The organism is Pseudomonas sp. MF6396, from assembly GCF_002018915.1.
GTDB lineage: Bacteria > Pseudomonadota > Gammaproteobacteria > Pseudomonadales > Pseudomonadaceae > Aquipseudomonas > Aquipseudomonas palmensis.
In genome coordinates this window covers 136,038-158,826 of the sequence record NZ_MVOK01000013.1, presented here as the reverse complement: position 1 = coordinate 158,826, position 22,789 = coordinate 136,038, and the positions used below count along the sequence as shown (strand labels likewise).

The following is a 22,789-nucleotide window of genomic DNA, read 5'->3' as shown; positions in this document are numbered from 1 at the left end:
GCATCTCTCTTGTTCTGGTTATCAAGGCTCAGGCCTTGCGCGACCGCGTGGGGCCGGCGCTGCGAATCTCCCAGCCGCCATCGCTGTGGATGATGTTGGCGGTGGTCAACCCGGCATTCTCGCGCGAGGCCAGCAGCACGTAGTGCCCGGTGTGGTCCTCGGGCTCGGCAATCCGTTGCAGGGGCACAGCCTGCGCGGCACCGGCCTCGAACCCGGGGATCTGGTTGAGCGGTACGCTGCGGCTGTTCAGGCCATCCAGGCTTTTCATCGGCGTGTTGGTCGCCCCCGGCGCCACGCCGTTGACCCGGATGTCCGGCGCCAGCTCGTAGGCCAGCTGGCGGATCATGCCCACCAGCGCATGCTTGGCGGTGACGTACAGAATGCCACCACCGCCGGCATAAAAGGCACTGTTGGACAAGGTAAAGATCATGCTGCCACGGGTTTGGCGCAGCGCCTCGATCGACGCCTGCGCGCCGAGCAGGTAGCCCTGCACGTTGGTGGCGAAGAGTTTCTGGAACGCACCCTCGAAATCCGGCGGGGCGATGCGGTCCAGGCGGGTGAAATAGTCGAACACCGCGGCGTTGCCGACGAAGGTGTCGAGCCTGCCGAACGCCTCCAGGGTGGCGGCCACGGCGCGCTGGTTATCCTGATAGCGCGCCACGTCGCCCTGCACGGTGATCACCGCATCGCCCAGCTCGGCAGCCAGCGCCGCCAGTTGCGCCGCGTCGCGGCCCATTACCGCGACCCTGGCGCCTTCGGCCACGTAGCGGCGCACGATGGCGCTGCCGATGCCGCCGGTACCGCCGGTGACCAGTGCCACCTGCCCTTTCAACCAAGCCATGTGCAGGCCCTCATAGGAACGTGTTGATGTTCTTGCACAGCAACATCGCGTTGGGGATCAGAATCTTGCGCTTGAGCAGCTTGAGGCCCTCGGCCTCCAGGCGCAGCACGTCCTCGCGCCGCCCGGCCAGCTGGGCGTGTTCGTCCAGGCCGCGGCTGCGCACGTTGACGAAGCACGAGTACGCCAGGTACTCGCCCGGCTCGGCGCCGGCGTACACCTCGATGTTGCTGACCAGGTGCACGTTGCGCGTGGGCGGGTTCTCGGCCCAGGCCGAGGGCTGCTTGAAGCGCGCCACGCGGCGCCTGAGCTCGCGCATGCCGTCATCGAAGAAGGCCATGTGCTCTAGGCGGTAGGGCCCGGACTTGTCTTCGCGGCGACGGTTCTCGATGCCGGGCATCCAGTAGTGGATGGCTTCGCTCAGGCTCAGCAGCCATTGGTCCCAGCACTCGTTGTCGAGCAGGCGCGCCTCGCGCAGCAGAAACTGTTCGACCCGGCGGGCCTCGTCGATGGACACCGGGGTGTCCTGCAGTTGGTGTGTCATCTCGCCCCCTCAGCGCAGCGTGCCGTTGCGGTCTGGTACGTCGGCCCAGGTCGGTGCCTGCAGCAGGTCTTTCCAGCGCTGGTAGAACGCCCGCGCGTTGCATTCGTTGAGCTGGCCCTTGAACACGTTGCCCGGCAGCTCGCTGTCGTCCAGGCGGGTGTGCATGCCCAGGCCCACGTACAGGTCCTGGTAGCGCGTGACCACGCCCCGGCTGGTCTTGGTGCAGTATTCCCAGTTCTCGCCGTCGTCCATCTCGAACACGCCGGTGGGCGAGAAGGTCATCATCGCGCCACGGCGCCATTTGTCCTTGATGTCCTGCGGGGCGTTCTTGTTGACGATGACCCAGGTGAACAGCTCGATCTTGTGCGGGCCACGCGGCTGCCAGATGCGCACGGTGTTCTGCCCCGGCAGGAACGAGAAGTTGGGGAACACGGTGAACGAGGAGATCGCGCCGATCAGCTTCGAGCGGAACTCGCCCAGGCGCTCGGCGACCTTGGGGCGCAGCACATGCAGGTACTTGTTGATGTCCTTTTCGCCCAGGGTGGCGGCGTTGCCGACCACGTCGGTGGCGAACTCGTAGCCGTGGCCGTTCCAGTTCACCGAGTAGGATTCGGGCAGTTCGCCGACATTGGCCACCGGGCCGCCGAGCATGGCCTTGGCCGCCGAGTCGTGGGTCCAGCCGCCGTGCAGGATGTCGCCGACGAAGTTTTCGGCGGCGATCTTCCAGTTGCACTCGATGGTGGAGCGGATGCAGCCGCCCAGGAACTCGCTGCCGCCCTCGTCCATGTCGAGCATCACGTCCATGTACCAGGTCATCGGCCCGAGGTACTCCTCCAGGGTCGGCGCATCGCTGGCAAAGGTGGCGAACACCAGGCCCTTGTAGCTGGCCACGCGGGCTTCGCGCAGGCCATGCCTGGACTTGTCGAACTGGCTTTCTTCGTAGCACTTGGATTCGTGCATGCCCATCAGGCGCCCGCCATCGGCGCCGAACGACCAGCCGTGGTAGTTGCAGATGAAGCCGCGGGCGTTGCCGGCCTCGGCAAAGCACACCTTGTTGCCGCGGTGCGGGCAGGCATTGAGGAACACCTTGATCGAGGCGTCCTTCTGGCGTACCACCAGCACTTCGTCTTCACCCATCGAGGTGGTCAGGTAGTCGCCGGACCTGGGCAGCTGGGATTCGTGGGCGACGAACAGCCAGCAGCGCGCGAAGATCTTCTCCAGCTCCTGCTCGTAGATCGCCTCGTCCCAGAACACTTTGCCCGACAGGCGCCCCTCCTGCATGTCGCAGAGGCGGTCGAGGTTGCCCAGGGCGGGCGTGCTTTCGAGGGTTCTGAGCGGTATGTGCTTGTTGTTATCCATGGTTCAGACTCACAGGTATGCGGTTGGACGGCGCCCGGTCAGACCGGGCTGTCGGCGTCGGCCAGCGCCTCGTCGGCTTCCAGGGCCGTGTCGGCATACACCTCGCGGTCGGTGACGATGACCTTGTAGGTGCGCAGGTGCCGTTCGCAGGGGAAGGTCACGGCCTTGCCGCTGGGGATATGGAACTGGCCCCAGTGCACCGGGCAGGTGATCAGGTCGTCTTCCATGTCGCCTTCGGCCAGCGAGGCGGTGGCGTGGGTGCACATGTCGGTGGTGGCGTAGAAGGTGCCGCCCAGGTTGTAGACGCACAGGGCATCGCCATCGCCGTTGGCGACCTTCTTCAGTTCGCCCGGCGCCAGCTCGTCACGCTGGCAAAGCAGTACGCGGCTCATGCCGGCTCCTCGTTGTTGAGTTGCACAAAGCCCAGGCCGGTGACCCAGGCGGGCACGGCTTCATAGGCGATCACTTCACCGCGCGGACGCTCCAGGGCGGCCATGGCGCAGGCGAAGTTGCGGATTTCCATCGCGCCGTTGCCGGCCCGACGCAGGATGTCTTCGTCGCGGTAGGCGCACAGTGCCTGCAGGTCGCCGTTGACCGCGTGGGCAAGGATTTCGCGGTCGAAGTCCTCGGCCACCTGGCCCATCTCGACGGTGCCTACCCAGTGGCTGATGCCGCCGCTGCCGATGATCACCACGCGCTCGTCGGCGTCGAATGCCTCGACTGCCGCGCGCAGTTGCCGGCCCAGGTCGGCCGAGCGCTCCAGCGAGATGTACGGGTCGACGCCGCACGCCAGGTACACCGGGATGCTCGGCAGCTCACGGCCCAGCAGGGCCTCGGCCGGCTTGACCACCAGCTGGTGCGGGATCGAGAACGAATGGTCGACGGTGAAGCTGCGCGCCACGGTCCAGTCCACGCCCTGCCCTTCACCGTGATGGACGATGTGCTCGGCCAGCGCCTGGTGGTTGCGCACCACGCCCCGGTCCAGGCCTGGCAGGCGGTCGATGGGGCCGTCCACGTCGCCGGTGCCGATCACGTAGCGCGGCAGGCAATGGGGGCCGAACAGGATGTAGTGATCGCAGCCGACGATGATCACCGCCGTGGGCTGCAAGGCAGCCAGGCGCTCGGCGCATTGGGCATAGGCGCCCCATACGGCATCGCGTTGTGCGGCCGGTGGCGCATCGGGCGCCACGAACATCACCGGGTCATGCGGCATCCAGAAGCCGCCCACTATCTTGCCCATCGGTTCACCCCTTGAGCGCGGCACAAAACCCCGCGCCTTGTTCATCGGTACAGCCCAGGCGCTGCTTGTAGACGCGCATGCTGCGTTGCGGCGAAAGCTCCTGCCAGAAGCCCATGGTCAGCATCGGGTTGACCCCGGCCGCCTGCAGGCCGGCCACGTCGAAGTCGAGGATCATCTGCGCCTCGTCGGGGGCCAGGGCAAAGCGCTGCACGAAGCCTGCGGCGTCTTCACGAAAGCGCTGCTTGGCCGCGCGCTCCACGCACAGCTGCCACAGCACCCGCTCCATCACGTTTCTGCTCATGCCGGACTACTCGCCGAGAAAGTCGCGAACCAGCGCGGCAAAGCGCCGTGGCTGCTCGCTCTGGACCCAGTGACCGCAGCGCCCGAACAGGTGCAGGTCGGCGTCGGCAATGCTGTTGGCGATCAGCAGCCCGCACTCCGGCGGCACCACACGGTCTTCGCGACCGTGTACCACCAGCGTCGGCGCCACGATCTTGGCCAGCGCGGCGGCGGGGAAGCCCTTGACCATCGTCTGGCCTTCGGCGGCGGGCTGCGGGATCAGCTTGCGCAAGGCGGCCTGGGCACCGGGCCGGGCACTGGCCTCGTAGCGGGCCTGCACCATGGCGTCGGTGATCAGCGCCTTGTCGTAGGGGAACAGCTCCATCAGCTGGCGCATGTTGGCCAGCGACGGCTCGTATTCCCAGGCGCCGCGCAGGCCGGGGGTCTGCACGAACTCGCCGGCCGGGGTGCCGAGCAGCACCAGCTTGTTGACGCGCTCGGGGGCGAACACCGCCAGGCCGATGGCCAGGGCGCCGCCGAACGAGTTGCCGATGAAGGAGGCCTTCTGGATATCCAGGGCATCCATGATGCCGATCAGGTGGCTGACCCACAGCTTGATGTCGTACCGGGCGTCATCCTTGAACTCGGTGAAACCGAAGCCGGCGATGTCCGGCACGATCACCCGCCAGCGGTCGGCGAACACCGGCACGCTGGCGGCCCAGTTGGCCCAACCCGAAACACCCGGGCCCGAGCCGTGCAGCAGGAACAGCGGCTCGCCCTGGCCGGCCTCGTGGTAGTGGGTGTGGTGCCCTGCTGCGAGCAGAGTCTTTGCAGTTGCGCTCATGTCGGCCTCCGGTTTTTATTCTTAACATACAGTTGTGTATCTGCATGCTATTTACCGTTTTGACCTGAGTCAATGAAAAAACATGACTATTTTCAAATAATGAGCAGCCGTACCTACACCTATGTACTGTCATGTATGGCAGGATGCGGACACCCGGCACTGGCCTTGTGGCCAATGCCGGCAATAGCTTCGCCGTTGCGGCGGGCGTTAGAATGACGGTTTGCTGCCAAGGCCAAGCGTCGAACCCTGCGCTGCCCTGGCGCTTATCCAGCTTGTTGGACAAGGCCCTACACAATGTCATCACGCACCAACCTCACGCGGGAAGATTGGATTCATGCGGCACAGGAAGTGCTTGTCACCAGCGGCGTCGACGCCGTGCGCGTCGACACCCTGGCCAAGGAACTGAAGATCACCCGTGGCAGTTTCTACTACCACTTCAAAAGCCGCGGCGAACTGCTCGAAGGCATCCTGGGCAACTGGCGCGCACGCGCCACCGAGGATGTGATCCTCAACCTGCGCACGGCCCACAGCTCGCCGCTGCAGCAGTTGCAGCGCCTGCTGGAGCTGCCTTCCCACGGCCAGACCGCCAAGGACGCCGCCTCGATCGAACTGGGCATCCGCGGCTGGGCGCGGCGCGACAAGCAGGCGCGCCAGGCCATCGACGAGGTGGACAGCCATCGCCTGAACTACATCGAGGGGCTGCTGATTCAGGCCGGCGTGCCCAGCGACGAAGCCCAGGACCGCGCCTACCTGATCTACGCCTACCAGATCAGCCTGTCGCTGCTGCACAGCGAAGACACCCCGCAACAACGCCTGGCGCGCAGCCAGCGCATGGCCGGCATCCTCCTCCCCGCGTGCAGCCACGCCCCGGCCTGAGCGCCTGTGCCGACCCGCTCGGCACATTGCAAATACACAAATGTATCTTTGTATATCCAATACCCGCCATCCAGCGGGTATTGGAACGCTCGTCTTGAAAAATATTTATTCAATAAATTCAAATAGATAATCGAATAAATCGGCGAATGCAGGCGCGCCGCTGCGGCGCCTGTTGACAAGCCGCCCACCTTCCCGCGTAGTCTATACATACACATGCACATGTGTATTTAAACGCCTTGCATGTTGCCCTGCCCCGGGCAGGGGCGCACCACAATAAGAATAGAAAACGAGTACTTCACTATGCACGCGCCTGCACGCTCTCGCCGGGTCCCGCCCTGCGCGCCCGACCCGTCACGCCCCCGGTACGGCACCGCCGCACCGACGCCGACCGCCCTCTGCGGCCGGCACCCCACCTCCCCCTTGCCCACTGCTCGCTGAGGCCTGCCCATGGATTTCTCGATACTGGCGTTTCTTGCCCAGGACGGCCTGACCACGGGCGCGATCTACGCACTGGTGGCGCTGGCCCTGGTGCTGGTGTTCTCGGTGACGCGCACCATCCTGGTGTGCCAGGGCGACTTCGTCACCTACAGCGCCCTGACCCTGGCCACCCTGCAGCTGGGCCTGATGCCCGGCACCGTGTGGCTGCTGCTGGGCTGCTCGCTGGCCGCCTGCGCACTGGACTGCACCGACGCCGCACGGCGCCGTCAATGGCGCCGGCTGCCGGGCCTGCTGGCGCGCTACCTGAGCCTGCCGCTGCTGTTGTGGGCGGTGCTGGGCAACCTCGACCTGGCGAGCCTGCCGGCGCTGCTGCAGATTCTGCTGACCCTGGCCCTGGTCACGCCGCTGGGGCCGTTGCTGTACCGCCTGGTGTACCAGCGGGTGGCCGAGACCTCGGTGCTGTTGCTGTTGATCGTGTCGGTGGCGGTGCATATCGCGCTGGTGGGCGTGAGCCTGCTGATGTTCGGCGCCGAGGGCGTGCGCACCGAAGCCCTGGCCGAGTCGGTGTTCATGCTCGGCGAGCTGCCGGTGGGCCTGCAGAGCCTGCTGGTGATCGGCAGCGCGCTGCTGCTGATCGGCCTGCTGTATGCCTTCTTCGGCCACAGCCTGTACGGCAAGGCGCTGCGTGCCACTGCGCTCAACCGTACCGGCGCGCAGCTGGTGGGCATCCCCACCCAGTTGGCCGGCAAGGCCGCGTTCGGCCTGGCCGCGCTGATCGGCGCGATCTCCGGGGTACTGATCGGCCCGCTGACCACGCTGTATTACGACTCGGGCTTTCTGATCAGCCTCAAGGGCTTTGTGGCGGCGATCTTCGGCGGCCTGGCCAGTTACCCGATAGCCGCGGCCAGTGCGTTTTTCGTCGGCGTGCTGGAGAGCTTCGCCAACTTCGGCGCCTCGGCCTACAAGGAGGTCATCGTGTTCACCGTGGTGATCCCGGTGCTGCTGTGGCTGTCGCTGAAAAACCCGCATCTGGAGGAGCAACACTGATGGCCCTGCGACTGATCCCCCTGTTGGCCCTGCTGCTGGTGGCGGGCCTGGCGCCGCTGGTGCTGCCCGCGTTTCACGTGACCCTGCTCAACTACATCGGCCTGTACAGCCTGGTGGCCCTGGGCCTGGTGCTGCTGACCGGCATCGGCGGCATGACCTCGTTCGGCCAGGCCGCATTCGTGGGCATTGGCGCCTACGCCAGCGCGGTGCTCACCACCCAGTACGGCCTGTCGCCGTGGCTGGGCCTGCTGGCGGGGCTGGCGATCACCCTGGTGGTGGCCACCAGCCTGGGCCTGCTGACCCTGCGCCTGGCCGGGCACTACCTGCCCATCGGCACCCTGGCCTGGGGCCTGGCGCTGTTCTACCTGTTCGGCAACCTGCCGGGCCTGGGCGGCTTCGGCGGCCTGCAGAACCTGCCGAACCTCGAGCTGCTGGGCTGGCAGATCAGCGGCTCGGCCGATTTCGCCGTGCTGATCGGGTTGTTGCTGGCGGCCAGCCTGTGGCTGCTCGACAACCTGCTGCACAGCCGCCAGGGCCGTGCCATCCGCACCCTCAAGGAATCGGCCGGGATGGCCGAGGCGATGGGCATCGATACCGCACGCAGCCGCCTGCAGGTGTTCATCATCGCCGCCCTGCTCGCGGCCCTGTCGGGCTGGCTGTACGCGCACCTGCAGCGGGTGGTCAACCCCACGCCGTTCTCGGTGGTGATGGGCATCGAGTACCTGTTCATGATCGTGCTGGGCGGCGTCGCCAGCCTGTGGGGCGCGCTGCTGGGCGCAGCGTTGCTGACCCTGATCAAGCAGGTGCTGCAGGACGTGCTGCCGCAGCTGTTCGGGCATGCCGACAACGTCGAGATGATCTTCTTCGGCGTGCTGGTGATCCTGGTGCTGCAGTACGCCCGCGGCGGCCTGCTGCCGGTGTTGCGCAGCGTGCTGCCGGCCAGCCGCCCGCGCACCCTGGCGCTGGATGACGCGCCGGCCCTGCCCCGGCGCAGTATGCCGGCGGCCGGCAAGCCGCTGATGGTGGCCCAGGGGCTGCTCAAGCAGTTCGGCGGGCTGGTGGCCAACAAGAACATGGGCCTGTCGGTGAATGCCGCCGAGGTGACCGCGCTGATCGGCCCCAACGGCGCCGGCAAGTCGACCCTGTTCAACCTGCTGTCGGGGGTGCTGACGCCCAATGCCGGGCAGATCACCTTCAACGGCCAGCGCATCGAAGGCCTGTCGCCGCGCGCCATTGCCCACCTGGGCGTGAGCCGCACCTTCCAGCACGTGCGCCTGCTGGGCGAGATGAGCGTGCTGGAGAACGTCGCCCTCGGCGCCCATGCCCGGGGCAAGGCCGGGCTGCTGCGCTCGATGCTGCACCTGGAACGCAAGGAAGAAGCCGCCCTGCTCGCCGAGGCCACGCGTCAGATCCAGCGGGTGGGCCTGGGCGAATACCTGCACACCCCGGCCGGCAGCCTGCCGCTGGGCCAGCAGCGCATCGTCGAGATCGCCCGCGCGCTGTGCAGCGACCCGTTGCTGTTGCTGCTCGACGAACCCGCCGCCGGCCTGCGCCATGGTGAGAAACAGGCGCTGGCGCAACTGCTCGAGCAGTTGCGTGGCGAGGGCCTGGGCGTGCTGCTGGTGGAGCACGACATGGAGTTCGTGATGGGCCTGGCCGACCACATCGTGGTGATGGAATTCGGCCAGCCCCTGGCCAGCGGCACCCCGCTGCAGATCCAGCAGAACCCTGCGGTGCTGGCCGCCTACCTCGGAGGTGTCGAATGAGTCGCCTGCTGGATGTGCGCAACCTGTCGATCAACCACGGCAAGGTCGAGGCGGTACGCAACCTCGACCTGCACCTGGAAGAAGGCCAGATCGTCAGCCTGATCGGCCCAAATGGCGCCGGCAAGACCACCCTGATGGCGGCGCTGATCGGCCTGCTGCCCTGCCAGGGCCAGGTGACCTACGCCGGCCAGGCGTTGCTGGGCCACCACGACGTGGCCCAGCGCATCGACCAAGGCATGGTGCTGGTGCCCGAGAGCCGCGAGCTGTTCGGCCTGATGAGCGTGGAGGACAACCTGCGCCTGGGCGCCTTCAGCCGCCACCGGCGCGGTTTTCGCGACCATCAGCAGACCCTCGACGAGGTGTTCGGGCTGTTCCCGCGCCTGCTCGAACGGCGCCAGCAGGCCGCCTGCACGCTGTCGGGCGGCGAGCGCCAGATGCTCGCCATCGGCCGCGCGCTGATGGCCAAACCGCGCCTGCTGATGCTCGACGAACCGAGCCTGGGCCTGGCGCCGCGGGTGATCGGCGAGATCTTCACCATCTTCGACACCCTGCGCCAGAGCGGCGTGTCGATCCTGCTGGTGGAACAGAACGCCCGCGCTGCGCTGAAGATTTCCGACTACGGCTACGTGCTGGAGGTCGGCGAGATCGTGCTTGAAGGCGACGCCCAGGCGTTGGCCAGCAACCCCCGGGTGGTCGAAAGCTACCTGGGCCGCGCACCCGCGCCCACCGCCACCACGGAGGTGATCAGCGCTACCGGCACGTAGCGCCCCGCAGCACTTGCCACACCCATAAAAACAATATCAGGAGCTTGCATGAAACCTATTCTTCCCTTGCTGTTGCTGGCCACGCTGTCGACCGCTGCACAGGCCGACATGACCGTCGGCGTGATTCTCTCCACCACCGGCCCGGGGGCCTCGCTGGGCATCCCCGAGCGCAATACCGTGGCGCTGCTGCCCAGGGAGATTGCCGGGCAGGCCGTCAAATACGTGGTACTGGACGATGCCAGCGACAGTACCGCCGCGGCCAAGAACGCGCGCAAGCTGGTCAGCGAGCACAAGGTCGACCTGCTGATCGGCTCGACCACCGTGCCCACCTCGGCAGCAGTCGCGCAGATCGCCAAGGAGAGCCAGACCGCACAGATCGCCCTGGCACCGTTCAGCCCCGCCAGCGGCGAGCAGAGCTGGATCTTCACCATCGCCCAGACCAACACCCTGATGGCCCAGGCGCTGATCGAGCACATGCAGCAGAACGGTGTGAAGACCCTCGCCTACATCGGCTACAACGATGTGTGGGGCGAAGACTGGCACAAGGTGCTCAGCGAAATGGCGCCGGCGGCAGGCATCACGCTGGTGCGCGACGAGCGCTTCAACCGCACCGACTCGTCGGTCAGCGGCCAGGCGCTGAAGGTGATGAGCAGCAAGCCCGACGCGGTGCTGATCGGCGCCACCGGCACCCCGGCGGCACTGCCGCATACCGAGCTGCGCCGGCTGGGCTACAAGGGCACCGTGTACCACACCCACGGCGCGGCCAACAGCGCGTTCCTGCGCATCGGCGACAAGGCGCTCAACGGTGCGATACTGCCGGTGGGCCCGGTGGTGGTGTGGGACAAGCTGCCCGCCAGCCACCCCTCCAAGGCCATCGCCAGCCAGTACGCGCAGGACTACCAGGCCAAGTACGGCGACAACAGCCTGTCGCCGTTCGGCGCCTACCTGTACGACGCCATGCTGCTGGTGCAGGCGGCCACCCCGGCGGCGCTCAAGGGTGCCGAGCCCGGCACCGCGCAATTTCGCCAGCAACTGCGCGACCAGCTGGAGCAGACCCGCGACGTGGTCGGCACCCATGGCGTGTACAACCTCAGCGCCACCGACCATTTCGGCCATGACCAGCGCGCGCGTGCACTGGTGAGCGTGCAGGACCAGCAATGGGTCCTGCTGCATGCCCCTGAATAAACCCCCACAACAATAATAAAAAAGGCAGATCCATGAGCACTCTGAAACGGGTCAACACCACCCTCGCCCTCGGCACCCTGTGCGGGCTCAGCCCGGCACTGCTGGCCCAGGGTTTCATCGAAGACAGCAAGGCCACCCTGACCGCGCGCAACTACTACTTCGACCGTGACTACAAGGGCGAATCGGCGCAGTCGGCGACGCGCGAATGGGCCCAGGGCTTCATCCTGCGCTTCACTTCCGGCTACACCCCGGGCACCGTCGGCTTCGGCCTGGATGCCCAGGCCATGCTGGGCCTGAAACTGGACTCCAGCCCCTCGCGCACCGGCACCGGGCTGCTGCCGTTCGACCCCAGGGACCGCGACCCGCGCGACGATTATTCGGAGCTGGGCCTGACCGGCAAGGTCAAGGTCTCCAGGACCGAACTGCAGGCCGGCACCCTGGCACCGTTTTCGCCGATCCTGTTCGCCAGCCCCACGCGCCTGCTGCCGCAGACCTTTCGCGGGGTGCAGTTCAAGTCCCAGGACATCGACAACCTGACCCTCAGCGGCGGGCGCCTGGACCGCATGAACCAGCGCGATTCCACCAACTACCAGAAGATCACCGTCGCCGCGCCCAACCGGCGCTTCAATGGTGCGGCCGAGTCGGACAGCTTCACCTATGGCGGCGGCGACTATCAGTGGTCCGAGCAGCTGGTGCTCAAGTACTACCATGCGCAGCTGGAGGACATCTATCGCCAGGACTACGTCGGCTTCGTCGACAACCGTGCGGTGGCGAACGGGCGCCTGAAGACCGATGTGCGTTACCACATCAGCGGCGAGGACGGCCCGGCCAGGGCCGGCAAGGTCGACAACCGCACCTTTGGCGTGATGAGCACCTACAGCCTGGGCGCACACAGCCTGGGGCTGGGCTACATGCAATTGAGCGGCGATACGGCGATGCCGTACATCGCCGGGTCCGAGCCGATGGTGGTGAGCGAGGGCGCATTGAGCAGCGAGTTCCTCAACCCCAAGGAGCGTACCTGGCAGGTGCGCTATGACTACGACTTCGTCGCCCTGGGCGTACCGGGGCTCAAGGGCATGCTGCGTTACCTGGACGGCAGCCGCATCGAATTGCCGAATGCGCTGGGCGGCAGCGGGCGCAGCGAGAGCGAGAAGGACATCGAGTTGTCGTACGTGGTGCAGAGTGGCACGTTCAAGAACGTTGCATTGCGGTTGCGCCATGCGTGGTACCGCAATGACTTTGCCTCGACTGCGGCGTTCAGGGATGACAACGAGCTGCGGGTGAACGTGGATTACACCGTGGCGCTTTGGTAACGCGCTGGCATCGTGTGTAGATGAACAAACGCCCCGGCTTGCCGGGGCGTTTTGCGTTGGCAGCGTCGAATCACCGCGGTACCTGTAGGAGCCGGCCTTGCCGGCGAACGGGCGCGCTGCGCTCGCGGGGCAGTCAGGCCGCCTATGCCGGTCCTGCTGGTGCTTCGCACCAGTTCGCGGGGCAAGGCCCGCTCCTACACGTCCGTTGCCGCGCCCTACCCCGTAACCACCTGCCCCACCTGCTCCTCCAGCTGCTGCGCCAACGCCCTCAGCTCAGCACACGACTGGCGCGTCTGCTCGATGGTGCGCGCGCTCACCGTCGAGGCGTCGTGGATGCGCGTGACGCTGCGGTTGATACCGTCTGCCGTGGCCGCCTGCTGCTCCGCCGCACTGGCAATCTGCAAGGTCATCTGGCTCACCGTGGACGCCGACGCATCGATCAACGCCAGCGCCTGCCCGGCCCGCGCCGAGGCGGCCACCGGCTGCTGCGCCGACTCGACGTTGGCGCCGATCTGCGCCGCCGCCTGGCTGGCACCGGCCTGCACGCGGTTGATGCTCTGCTGGATCTCCAGCGTCGACTGCTGCGTACGCCGCGCCAACGTGCGCACCTCGTCCGCCACCACCGCAAAGCCACGCCCGTGCTCACCTGCACGCGCCGCCTCGATGGCAGCATTCAACGCCAGCAGGTTGGTCTGCTCGGCAATCGCGGTGATCACGTCCAGCACGCGCCCGACACTGCCCGAGTCGGTGGCCAGTTGGTCGACCACGCTGCGGCTGTGCTCCCGCGCCTCGGCCAGCGCACCAATCGCCTCACCGGCATCGCGCACCGTGGCGCTGCCGGCCGTGGCCTGTTGCTCGGCATCGCGGGTGGCGCTGGCGGCGACGCTGGCGTTGTGCGCCACGTCCTGCACGGTGCTGACCATCTCGCTCATGGCCGTGACCACGCTGTCGGTCTCCAGTTGCTGGGCCTGCATGCTGCGCTGCGCCGCCTCGGTGATCTGCCCCAGGCTGTCGCTGGTGCTGGAGATGCGCTGGCTGGCCTTGGCCATGCTGCGGGTGACGCGGTGCGCAGCCTCCACCAGGCGGTTGAAGCTGTGCGCCACCTGGGTCAGCTCGTCGAAGCCGTCGGTGGGCAGGCGCAAGGTCAGGTCGGTGTGGCCATCGGTGGCGCGGGCCAGCGCCTGCACGGTGTGGTTGAGTGGCCGGGTGATGCTGCGAATCAGCAGCCAGGCGCACAGCGCCATGCCGAGCAACGCCACCAGCACCAGCAACGCCGGCATGCGCAGTACCGTGTTCACTTCGTGGCGCACGTCCTGCGGGTGGATGCCGCTGGCCAGCACCCAGCCCCAGGGCTTGAACAGCACCACCTCGGACACCTTGAATTCCGGCGCCTGCCCGGCTGCCCGCGGGAACCAGTACTCTACCGTGCCGCGTCCCTGGGCCACGGCCCGGTCGATCATTTCACGGGCGAACGGCTTGCCGTTGACGTCCTTGAAATCGGCCTGCGACTTGCCCACCAGGGCGGGTGCCTTGGGGTGCATGAGCATGCGGTGCTGCAGGTCGAGAATCAGCAGGTAGTTGTCGCCCAGGTAGCGAAGGCGGCTGACCATTTCTGCCGCCTGGCGCTGCGCCTCGGCGCGGCTCAGGTGGCCTTCCTCGGCCTGCTTCTCATAATGCGCCAGCAAGGTGGATGCGGTGTCCAGCGCAGTGCCGACACCGGCCATCTTCTCCTGCAGCAGGCTGCGTTGCAGGGTCAGCCCCAGCCAGCCACTGAGCAACACGACAAACAGGGTGATACCGATCACCAGCACGGTGATGCGGGTGCTGATACGCAGATGTCTCAACCCGATCATAGGGGGCAATACCTCATTTTATTGTTATGCAAGACGGCGCAAGGCGCACCGCGCACAAACATACACTATTGTATTTTAAAATGAAGATTGACCCACTTATAATATGGCATTTACCTCTTACAAAAAGATTCAGACATGTATTCGTTCAGTAGGCGAATGCAGCCCGGTGCTTGCGCACGAAATCCACCCAGCGCACCGGCTCGCGGCCGGTGATGGCCTGGAAGTTGTCGAACACCTGGTCGACCCCGGGGATGGTGCCGGCGGCCATGCGCGTGAAGTTGTCGTGCACGCAGCTCATGTAGGCCATCTCGGCGCCGGCGGCGCGCATGTTTTCGAGAAACACGTCGGGTGATTGCGCGTCATAGCGAAACGGCTGGCCGAGTACCTCGCTCATCACCTGTGCCACCTCGTCGTAGGACTTCACGTCGTAGCCCAGGCGGTAGGTCTGTCCGGCATGGCGCTGCGGGTGCAGCAGGGCCTGCGCCGCCACCCGCGCCACGTCTTCGCCGTCGACCCAGCTGAACCGCGTGTGGCCGGTGTACTGTTCGATCACGCCGTTGCGCACGGCCTGGGTGCCGTCGTAGCTGAGCAGGTTCTGCATGAAGCACTCCGGGCGCAGGTGGGTGAAGCTGAAGCCGCACCATTGCACATAGCGCTCCACGAACTGGTGCCAGGCCCAGTGGCCGATGGTGGCGTCGTCGTCGCCACAGGCCCCCAGGTGCACCACGTGCTGCACCCCGGCGTGGCGTGCGCGGTCGAGAAAGGCCTTGCTCTGGCGCAGCATGTCGACGCTGTAGCCGGTCACCAGCAGCACCCGGTCGACACCCTGCAGGGCCGGCGCCAGGGTGTGCTCGTGGTCGAAATCCATGATCACCGTGCGGATGCCACGGGCCTGGAAGGGCTGCGCCTTGGCCGGCGAACGCACGGCGGCCACCAGTTCGATGATGTCGTCGCCTTGCAGAAAGCGCAGGGTGTCGCCGCCGATCTGGCCGGTGGCGCCGGTGATGAGGACGGTGGGCTTGGTGTCGTGCATGGTCGCAACCTGTTGTGCAGTAGAGGTCGAATCAGGCTACTTGGGAACAAACGGCGTATTGGCGATATGTTTTACCGGGTAAAGTGACTGCAATTCATCAATGGGGTGGGCACATGTATTCTTCGGAACGCCTCAAGGGCATCGACGTGTTCGTCTGCGTGGCCGACCTGGGCAGCTTCAAGTCCGCGGCCGAGCGCCTTAACCTCACCGGCTCGGCAGTCAGCAAGAGCGTCGCGCGGCTCGAGGCGCGGCTGCACACGCGCCTGTTGGCACGCACAACACGGCGCGTGGCGCTGACCGAAGCCGGGGCGGCGTTCTATCGCACCTGTACCGGCGTGCTGGCCGAGCTGGAAGAGGCAGAGCTGGCGCTGAGCACCCAAGACGCCGAGCCACGCGGCCGGGTACGCATCGACCTGCCGGCGGCCTTCGGGCGCCTGCACGGGCTGCCGGCGATTCTGGCCTGCGTGCGCGAGCATGCGCTGCTGATGCCGCACGTGACCTTCTCCGACCGCTTCGTGGACCCGGTCGAGGCCGGCATCGACCTGTTCGTGCGCATCGGCGGGCCGCAAAGCTGGCCGGCGGCGGTGGGGCACCATTACCTGGGCTCGCAGCGCGGGGTGTTCTGCGCCGCCCCCGCGTACCTGGAGCGCCATGGCGAGCCCGGCAACGAACTCGAACTGGAACGCCACAGCTGCATCGTGTACGGGCTCAATGACGGCATGGTCGGCCCGTGGCACTTCCCTACCGCCCGCCCCGGGCATACCGAGCGTCGGATCATGCCGGCACGCATGGCGGTGGGCGATGCCGAGGGCCAGGTGGCCGCAGTGCTGGCCGGGCATGGCATCGCACAGCTGCCGACCTGGCTGATTCGCCGTCAGCTGGAAGACGGCAGCCTGGTACAGGTGCTGGCGCCGCTGGCCACCGACGGCCTGCCGATTCACCTGGCGTGGCTCAAGAGCCGGCAGGCGCAGCCCAAGGTCGCGACGCTGCTGACGCACCTGCGCCAGTGCCTGTCGGGGGACGGTTTCGAGCCGCCGTCGCCGTCATCGTGTGGCAACGCGTCGCGCTCCCGGGCGAACGTTTCCAGATAATTCGTATACCATATCCCTAAATCCCCTCGAATGATTGCCACCGTGAACCTACCCAAACTCAACGCGCCGGACCTGGGCAACACGCCCTCCACGTCCGAGATCATCACCCGGCACCTGCGCGATGCCATCGTGGCCGGGCACTTCGACGAAGACGAGCCGATTCGCCAGGACGACATCGCGCGTCAGTTCAACGTCAGCAAGATCCCGGTGCGCGAGGCGCTCAAGCGGCTTGAGGCCGAGGGGTTGGTGATGTTCCAGCGCAACCGTGGGGCGATGGTCACGCGCTTGTCGGACTTCGAGCTGGCGCAGATGTTCGAGGTGCGCATGTTGCTGGAGGACAAGGTGTTGCGCCTGGCCATCCCGAACATGACCGAGGCCACGTTCGAACAGGCCGAGCGCATCTGCCAGGAGTTCATTGGCGAGAACGATGTGGGGCGCTGGGCGCAGTTGAACTGGGAGTTGCATGCGTGCCTGTACGAGCCGGCGCAGCGACCGTTTCTGGTGAGCATGATCCGTTCGGTGAACGACAAGCTGGAGCGGTACCTGCGCATGCAGATGAGCCTGTCGGCGGGCAAGGAGCGTGCCGACCACGAACACCGCGAGATCCTCGATGCATGCCGGGCGGGTGATGTGGAGCGCGCGGTGGGCTTGCTGGATGAGCATATTGCGGGGGTGTGCGAGACCTTGCTGGAGCACTTGCCGATGGCCAAGCCCCACCCCGGTCTGGAGCCGGGCCAACAGGGCTGACCTCTCAAAACCCCCAGGCCATGGCGCGTTGCAACAGTTCGGACATGTCATGGCCCTATGCCGATTTCGTCATCCACACCGCGCAATTCCATCAAGACGCCACCCCCCACCAACCGCCACCCTTGCGTCCATACCCCCCAACGGACGCGCCCCATGAAACGCATCACCGTGATCGACTCCCACACCGGCGGCGAACCCACGCGCCTGGTCACCGCAGGCTTCCCCGACCTGGGCCACGGCAGCATGGCCGAACGCAGGCAACAGCTGGCCGAACACCACGATCAGTGGCGCGCCGCCTGCATGCTCGAACCCCGCGGCAATGATGTGCTGGTGGGCGCACTGCTCTGCGAACCGGTCGACCCCAGCGCCTGCGCCGGGGTGATCTTCTTCAACAACACCGGCTACCTGGGCATGTGCGGCCACGGCACCATCGGCCTGGTGGTCTCGCTGGCCCACCTGGGCAGGATCGGCCCCGGCACCCACACCCTCGAAACCCCCGTGGGCAACGTGCAAGCCACCCTGCACGACGACCACTCGGTCAGCGTGCGCAATGTACCCGCCTACCGCTATCGCCACGCCGTCAGCGTGCAGGTGCCCGGCATCGGCGAAGTGACCGGCGATATCGCCTGGGGCGGCAACTGGTTCTTCCTGGTGGCCGAGCACGGCCTGCGTATCAGCGGCGACAACCTCGACGCGCTCACCGCCTACACCGTGGCCGTGCAGCAGGCCCTGGAAGATCAGGGCCTGCGCGGCGAGGACGGCGGCCTGATCGATCACGTCGAGCTGTTCGCCGACGACCCCGACGCCGACAGCCGCAACTTCGTGCTGTGCCCCGGCAAGGCCTATGACCGCTCGCCCTGCGGCACCGGCACCAGCGCCAAGCTGGCGTGCCTGGCCGCCGACGGCAAGCTGCAACCGGGCCAGATCTGGCGCCAGGCCAGCGTGATCGGCAGCCAGTTCGAAGGCTCGTTCGAAACCGCAGGCGATCGCATCGTGCCGACCATTCGCGGCCGCGCGCATATCAGCGCCGAAGCCACGCTGATCATCGAGCAGGACGACCCGTTCGCCTGGGGCATCCGCCTGTGACCCAGGGCCTGGCCGCCGATGTGATCGTGGTGGGCGCCGGCATCATCGGCGCGGCCTGCGCCCAGGCCCTGGCCCGGCGCGGCCTCGACGTGCTGGTGCTGGATGCCGGGCTGCCCGGCGCCACCGCCGCCGGCATGGGCCACCTGCTGGTGCTGGACGACAACCCCGCCGAACTGGCCCTGAGCCAATACTCGCTGCAACGCTGGCGCGACATTGCGCGCAACCTGCCCGAAGGCTGCGCCTACCGCAGCAACGGCACCCTGTGGCTGGCCGCCAACGCTGAAGAAATGGCCGTGGCCGAGCACAAGCACGCCAACCTGCGCGCCCATGGGGTGATCTGCCAGCTGGTCGGCGCACCTCGATTGCGCGAACGCGAACCATTGCTGCGCGAAGGGCTGGAGGGCGGCCTGCTGATCGAGGACGACGGCATTCTGTATGCCCCGGCCACCGCACGCTGGATGCTCGACCAGCCGCGCATTCGCCAGCGCCAGGCACGGGTCGCCGAGGTGGATGGCGCCCGGGTGCGCCTGGACGACGGACAGTGGCTGGCCGCCACGGCCGTGGTGCTGGCCAACGGTATCCAGGCCACCGAACTGTGCCCCGAACTGCCGATACAACCCAAGAAGGGCCACCTGCTGATCACCGACCGCTACCCCGGCCAGGTCACCCACACCCTGGTGGAACTGGGCTACGTGACCAGTGCGCACAACGCCAGCGGCCCGTCGGCCGCGTGCAATATCCAGCCGCGCCCTACCGGCCAGCTGTTCATCGGTGCCTCACGCCAGTTCGGCACCACCGACCCGCAGGTGGAAGGCTGGATGCTTGCCAGGATGCTCAAGCGCGCCACCGAATACGTGCCGGCGCTGGCCCAGCTCAATGCGATTCGCGCCTGGACCGGCTTTCGCGCCGCCAGCCCCGACGGCCTGCCGCTGGTGGGCCAGCACCCGCAACGCCCCGGCCTGTGGCTGGCGGTGGGGCATGAAGGGCTGGGCGTGACCACGGCCCCGGCCACCGCCGACCTGCTGGTGGCGCAACTGTTCGACGAACACCCGCCCCTGGCCGCACAGGCCTACCTGCCACAGCGTTTTCTCGGAGAACCGACCCATGCCTGAACTGACCCTGGACGGACGTGCCCTGCGCGTGGCCGAAGGCACCAGCGTGGCCGCTGCACTGGCCCTGGCTGGCGACGGCTGCACGCGTACCTCGGTGAGCGGCCAGCGCCGCGCACCGCTGTGCGGCATGGGCATCTGCCAGGAATGCCGGGTGAGCATCGACGGCCGGCGCCGCCTGGCCTGCCAGACCCTGTGCCGCGACGGCATGCAGGTGGAGACCCGCGCATGAGCGCCCATGCCGACGTACTGATCATCGGCGCCGGCCCGGCCGGCCTCAATGCCGCACTGGCCGCTGCCCCCAGCGGTGCACGCATCGTGCTGCTGGACGACAACCCCTGGCCCGGCGGGCAGATCTGGCGCGACGGCCCGCAGGCCAGCGTGCCGGCGCAGGCACAGCGCCTGCGCGAGCACGTGGGCGCCTTGAACAATGTGCAGCACCACCCGCAGACCCGCGTGATCGCCGCCACCGGCCCGCGCCAGTTGCTGGTGGAAGACGCCGAGCGCGGCTGGGTGATCGACTACGACACGCTGATCCTGTGCACCGGCGCACGCGAACTGCTGTTGCCCTTCCCCGGCTGGACCCTGCCCGGCGTGACCGGTGCCGGTGGCCTGCAGGCACTGATCAAGGGCGGCCTGCCGGTGCGCGACCAGCGCGTGGTGATCGCCGGCAGCGGCCCGCTGCTGCTGGCCAGCGCTGCCACGGCGCGGCACAACGGCGCGCAGGTGGTAGGCGTTGCCGAACAGGCAACCCGCGGCGCGGTGGCGGGTTTTGCCGCACAACTGCCGCGCTGGCCAAACAAGCTGCTGCAGGCGTTCGGCCTGTTCGACCGCCACTACCGCACCGACAGCCATGTGGTGGAGGCACTCGGCAGCGAGCGCCTCGAAGGCGTGCGCCTGCGCCAGCACGGCAACCTGGTCGAGCTGGCCTGCGAGCGCCTGGCCTGCGGCTTCGGCCTGATTCCCAACAGCCAGCTCGGCCAGGCCCTGGGCTGCACACGCCACGGCCAGGCGCTGGCCGTGGAGGCGTGGCAGGCCACCAGTGAGCCGGGCCTGTTCGCGGCGGGGGAATGCACCGGTTTTGGGGGCAGCGAACTGGCGCTGGTGGAAGGCACCATTGCCGGGCTGGCGGCCGTGGGCGACCGCCAGGGCGCCGCCCGCCACTGGCCGCAGCGAGCGCGCTGGCAGGGCTTCGCCAAGGCGCTCAACCACGCCTTCGCCCTTGCCCCGCAGCTCAAGCAACTGGCCCGCCCCGACACCCTGGTATGCCGCTGCGAGGATGTGCCCTACAGCAAGCTCGCCGGCCAGCGTGACTGGCGCGAGGCCAAGCTGAGCAGTCGCTGCGGCATGGGCGCCTGCCAGGGCCGGGTGTGCGGCGCCGCAGCGCAGCACCTGTTCGGCTGGCAGCCCTCGGCGCCGCGCCCGCCGTTCAGCCCGGCGCGCATCGAGACCCTGCTGTGCCTGGACGACACCCCGCCCGCATGAAACGCACCCCGGGGCTTTCGAGGCGGGCGCCGGATCTCTATGATCCCGAAGGTGCCCACCAGACCGTCAGCGCCATGTACGTATCGCTCAACAGCTTCCAGCCCTGCGACCTGCCCAGCCTGCTGAGCAGCCTGCAGCCGATCGCGCCGCTGCTCGATACGCTGAGCGACGTGGTGTTCTTCATCAAGGACACCCAGGCCCGCTACGCCTTCGTCAACCACACCCTGGCCCGGCGCTGCGGCTTCAGGCACAGCCACGAGCTGCTGGGGCTGACCGCCGACAGCGTGTTCCCCGAGCGCTTCGGCCCGCTGTACACCGCGCAGGACCGCCGCGTGCTCGACAGCGGCCGCGAGCTGGCCGACCAGCTCGAACTGCACCTGTACTTCGGCAACCAGCCGGTGTGGTGCCTGACCCACAAGCTGGCACTGTTCGACACCCAGGGCCAGATCGTCGGCCTGGCCGGCATCTCCCGCGACCTGCAGGCGCCCCAGGCCAGCCACCCCGGCTTCGATCGCCTGGCGGCGGTGGATGCGCACATTCGCGAGCACTTCGCACGGCCCGTGAGCCTGGCCGAGCTGACCGCGATTGCCGGGTTGTCTGCCGCGCAGCTGGAGCGCAACTGCAAGCGTGTGTTCCAGCTCACCCCGCGCCAGATGATCCACAAGGTGCGCCTTGAAGAAGCCTCGCGGCTGCTGCACCACAGCGACCTGCCGATCACCGAGATCGCCCTGCGCTGCGGCTACACCGACCACAGCGCGTTCAGCCGCCAGTTCCGCGCCCTCACCAGCCTGTCGCCAAGCCAGTACCGCGATACCCGCCGCTAGACGCGGTGTGTTCCTTTAGGGTGCGCCGCCGCACCCACTGCTCCCATATGTAACACCGCCGGCACCGGGCAGCGTTTCCTGCGCACCGCCCGCCTGCCCTGCCGGATTCAACGCAAGTCCTCTGGCTCAAGGGCCGCAAAGCAATTGCATCGCCCGGGCAAAAACAGGCACGCGCATTGCTATAAAAATATCGTATACGAAATTCACAATACGCCCGCTACCAGCACCTTCCGACAAACGAGGCTTCCATGAAAAACCCCGCTTTTGTTGTAGCTCTCAGCGCTGTGCTCAGTACCTCCTTCATCGCCACCGCCCAGGCCGACAAGCTCGATGACATCATCGGCTCCGGCAAGCTGCGCTGCGCCGTGACCCTGGACTTCCCGCCCATGGGCTTTCGCGACGACGCCAACAAGCCGGCCGGCTTCGACGTCGACTACTGCAACGACCTGGCGAAGGTCCTCGGGGTTGATGCCGAGATCGTCGAGACGCCGTTCCCGGACCGTATCCCGGCGCTGGTCTCGGGGCGGGCCGACGTGATCGTGGCGTCCACCTCCGACACCCTGGAGCGGGCCAAGACGGTCGGCCTCACGGTGCCCTACTTTGCCTTCCAGATGGTCGTGCTGACCCGCGACAACACCGGCATCAACAGCTTCGACGACATCAAGGGCAAGGCCCTGGGCAACACCAGCGGCACCTATGAAGCCATCGCGCTGGAGAAGGACGTGAAGCAGTGGGGCAGCGGCAGTTTCCGCGCCTACCAGTCGCAGAACGACACCATCCTGGCCGTGGCCCAGGGGCACATCGATGCCACCGTGGTGACCAACACCGTGGCCGCCGCCACGCTCAAGTCGGGCAAGTACAAGAACCTGAAGATCGCCGGCAACGCACCCTACGTGATCGACTACGTGTCGCTGGGAGCCAAGCGCAACGAGTACGGCCTGCTCAACTACCTCAACCTGTTCGTCAACCAGCAGGTACGTAGCGGCCGCTACAACGAGCTGTTCGTCAAATGGGTAGGCACCGATATCCCGCCGACCGACCTGACCGTGCCGAAGGTCTACTACTGAG

22 protein-coding genes and 2 pseudogenes are annotated in these 22,789 nt (G+C 67.1%); 14 read left to right on the top strand and 10 right to left on the bottom strand.

Translation table 11 applies throughout. The annotated features are described in order from the left end of the window. Window positions 1-28: 28 nt before the first annotated feature. The 7 genes from hcaB to MF6396_RS15440 are packed head-to-tail and all read right to left on the bottom strand — an operon-like array spanning window position 29 to window position 5,104. Window positions 29-841 carry a 3-(cis-5,6-dihydroxycyclohexa-1,3-dien-1-yl)propanoate dehydrogenase gene (hcaB, locus tag MF6396_RS15470; RefSeq protein ID WP_043861079.1) on the bottom strand — a complete coding sequence of 271 codons (813 nt, stop codon included), beginning with the start codon at window positions 839-841 and terminating at the stop codon, window positions 29-31. A 10-nt stretch (window positions 842-851) separates the two neighbouring features. Then, a complete protein-coding gene (locus tag MF6396_RS15465; protein ID WP_078480810.1) occupies window positions 852-1,382 on the bottom strand; it encodes a 3-phenylpropionate/cinnamic acid dioxygenase subunit beta in 531 nt (176 codons plus the stop codon). Between the two features lie 9 nt (window positions 1,383-1,391). Beyond that, window positions 1,392-2,741, bottom strand: a complete 1,350-nt coding sequence (locus MF6396_RS15460; RefSeq protein ID WP_043861077.1) for an SRPBCC family protein — start codon at window positions 2,739-2,741, stop codon at window positions 1,392-1,394. 38 nt (window positions 2,742-2,779) lie between these two features. Then, complete coding sequence (locus tag MF6396_RS15455) at window positions 2,780-3,133, bottom strand: non-heme iron oxygenase ferredoxin subunit (protein ID WP_043861076.1); 354 nt, start codon at window positions 3,131-3,133, stop codon at window positions 2,780-2,782. Then, window positions 3,130-3,981: a protocatechuate 3,4-dioxygenase gene (locus tag MF6396_RS15450; RefSeq protein ID WP_078480809.1), complete on the bottom strand. Its 852-nt coding sequence runs from the start codon at window positions 3,979-3,981 to the stop codon at window positions 3,130-3,132. The genes MF6396_RS15455 and MF6396_RS15450 overlap by 4 nt, the downstream gene beginning before the upstream one ends. 4 nt (window positions 3,982-3,985) lie before the next feature. After that, a complete protein-coding gene (locus tag MF6396_RS15445) occupies window positions 3,986-4,282 on the bottom strand; it encodes an extradiol ring-cleavage dioxygenase (protein WP_078480808.1) in 297 nt (98 codons plus the stop codon). Between the two features lie 6 nt (window positions 4,283-4,288). After that, window positions 4,289-5,104, bottom strand: coding sequence for an alpha/beta fold hydrolase (locus tag MF6396_RS15440; RefSeq protein WP_054916107.1), 816 nt, complete (start codon window positions 5,102-5,104; stop codon window positions 4,289-4,291). 294 nt (window positions 5,105-5,398) lie between these two features. Here MF6396_RS15440 and MF6396_RS15435 point away from each other — a divergent pair, with 294 nt between their 5' ends. The 6 genes from MF6396_RS15435 (at window position 5,399) to MF6396_RS15405 (ending at window position 12,493) form a co-directional block, all read left to right on the top strand. Then, on the top strand, window positions 5,399-5,980 hold the full coding sequence (locus tag MF6396_RS15435) for a TetR/AcrR family transcriptional regulator (protein ID WP_043861072.1): 582 nt from the start codon (window positions 5,399-5,401) through the stop codon (window positions 5,978-5,980). Window positions 5,981-6,427: 447 nt separating this feature from the next. Beyond that, entirely contained in the window at window positions 6,428-7,465 is a 1,038-nt protein-coding gene (locus MF6396_RS15425) for a branched-chain amino acid ABC transporter permease (RefSeq protein WP_043861071.1), read from the top strand. Next, on the top strand, window positions 7,465-9,231 hold the full coding sequence (locus MF6396_RS15420) for a branched-chain amino acid ABC transporter ATP-binding protein/permease (protein WP_078480804.1): 1,767 nt from the start codon (window positions 7,465-7,467) through the stop codon (window positions 9,229-9,231). Before MF6396_RS15425 ends, MF6396_RS15420 begins: the two co-directional genes overlap by 1 nt. 5 nt (window positions 9,232-9,236) lie before the next feature. Continuing rightward, window positions 9,237-9,995, top strand: coding sequence for an ABC transporter ATP-binding protein (locus MF6396_RS15415; RefSeq protein ID WP_229589366.1), 759 nt, complete (start codon window positions 9,237-9,239; stop codon window positions 9,993-9,995). A gap of 48 nt (window positions 9,996-10,043) precedes the next feature. Next, complete coding sequence (locus MF6396_RS15410; protein ID WP_043861069.1) at window positions 10,044-11,180, top strand: ABC transporter substrate-binding protein; 1,137 nt, start codon at window positions 10,044-10,046, stop codon at window positions 11,178-11,180. A 32-nt stretch (window positions 11,181-11,212) separates the two neighbouring features. Next, entirely contained in the window at window positions 11,213-12,493 is a 1,281-nt protein-coding gene (locus MF6396_RS15405) for an OprD family porin (RefSeq protein ID WP_078480803.1), read from the top strand. Between the two features lie 215 nt (window positions 12,494-12,708). Here MF6396_RS15405 and MF6396_RS29480 read toward each other — a convergent pair. The 3 genes and pseudogenes from MF6396_RS29480 to MF6396_RS15395 all read right to left on the bottom strand — a co-directional run. Continuing rightward, a pseudogene (locus MF6396_RS29480) lies at window positions 12,709-13,305 on the bottom strand (methyl-accepting chemotaxis protein); the annotation flags it as partial. Window positions 13,306-13,572: 267 nt separating this feature from the next. After that, window positions 13,573-14,217 (bottom strand): annotated as a pseudogene (locus MF6396_RS29475) (cache domain-containing protein); the annotation flags it as partial. 274 nt (window positions 14,218-14,491) lie between these two features. Continuing rightward, window positions 14,492-15,379 (bottom strand): SDR family oxidoreductase, encoded by an 888-nt coding sequence (locus tag MF6396_RS15395; protein WP_078480800.1) that lies wholly within the window; start codon window positions 15,377-15,379, stop codon window positions 14,492-14,494. Between the two features lie 113 nt (window positions 15,380-15,492). Here MF6396_RS15395 and MF6396_RS15390 point away from each other — a divergent pair, with 113 nt between their 5' ends. From MF6396_RS15390 to MF6396_RS15355, 8 genes are all read left to right on the top strand, one after another. After that, entirely contained in the window at window positions 15,493-16,470 is a 978-nt protein-coding gene (locus tag MF6396_RS15390) for a LysR family transcriptional regulator (RefSeq protein WP_078480799.1), read from the top strand. Between the two features lie 42 nt (window positions 16,471-16,512). Further along, on the top strand, window positions 16,513-17,217 hold the full coding sequence (locus tag MF6396_RS15385) for a GntR family transcriptional regulator (protein WP_058541363.1): 705 nt from the start codon (window positions 16,513-16,515) through the stop codon (window positions 17,215-17,217). A 153-nt stretch (window positions 17,218-17,370) separates the two neighbouring features. Continuing rightward, entirely contained in the window at window positions 17,371-18,303 is a 933-nt protein-coding gene (locus MF6396_RS15380; RefSeq protein WP_078480797.1) for a 4-hydroxyproline epimerase, read from the top strand. Next, window positions 18,300-19,415 (top strand): NAD(P)/FAD-dependent oxidoreductase, encoded by a 1,116-nt coding sequence (locus MF6396_RS15375; RefSeq protein ID WP_078480796.1) that lies wholly within the window; start codon window positions 18,300-18,302, stop codon window positions 19,413-19,415. The genes MF6396_RS15380 and MF6396_RS15375 overlap by 4 nt, the downstream gene beginning before the upstream one ends. After that, window positions 19,408-19,644 carry a 2Fe-2S iron-sulfur cluster-binding protein gene (locus tag MF6396_RS15370; protein WP_043861063.1) on the top strand — a complete coding sequence of 79 codons (237 nt, stop codon included), beginning with the start codon at window positions 19,408-19,410 and terminating at the stop codon, window positions 19,642-19,644. Before MF6396_RS15375 ends, MF6396_RS15370 begins: the two co-directional genes overlap by 8 nt. Next, window positions 19,641-20,897: an NAD(P)/FAD-dependent oxidoreductase gene (locus MF6396_RS15365; protein ID WP_078480795.1), complete on the top strand. Its 1,257-nt coding sequence runs from the start codon at window positions 19,641-19,643 to the stop codon at window positions 20,895-20,897. The genes MF6396_RS15370 and MF6396_RS15365 overlap by 4 nt, the downstream gene beginning before the upstream one ends. 74 nt (window positions 20,898-20,971) lie before the next feature. Further along, entirely contained in the window at window positions 20,972-21,721 is a 750-nt protein-coding gene (locus MF6396_RS15360; protein ID WP_043861061.1) for an AraC family transcriptional regulator, read from the top strand. 248 nt (window positions 21,722-21,969) lie between these two features. Then, on the top strand, window positions 21,970-22,788 hold the full coding sequence (locus MF6396_RS15355; RefSeq protein ID WP_043861060.1) for an ABC transporter substrate-binding protein: 819 nt from the start codon (window positions 21,970-21,972) through the stop codon (window positions 22,786-22,788). Window position 22,789 lies beyond the last annotated feature (1 nt).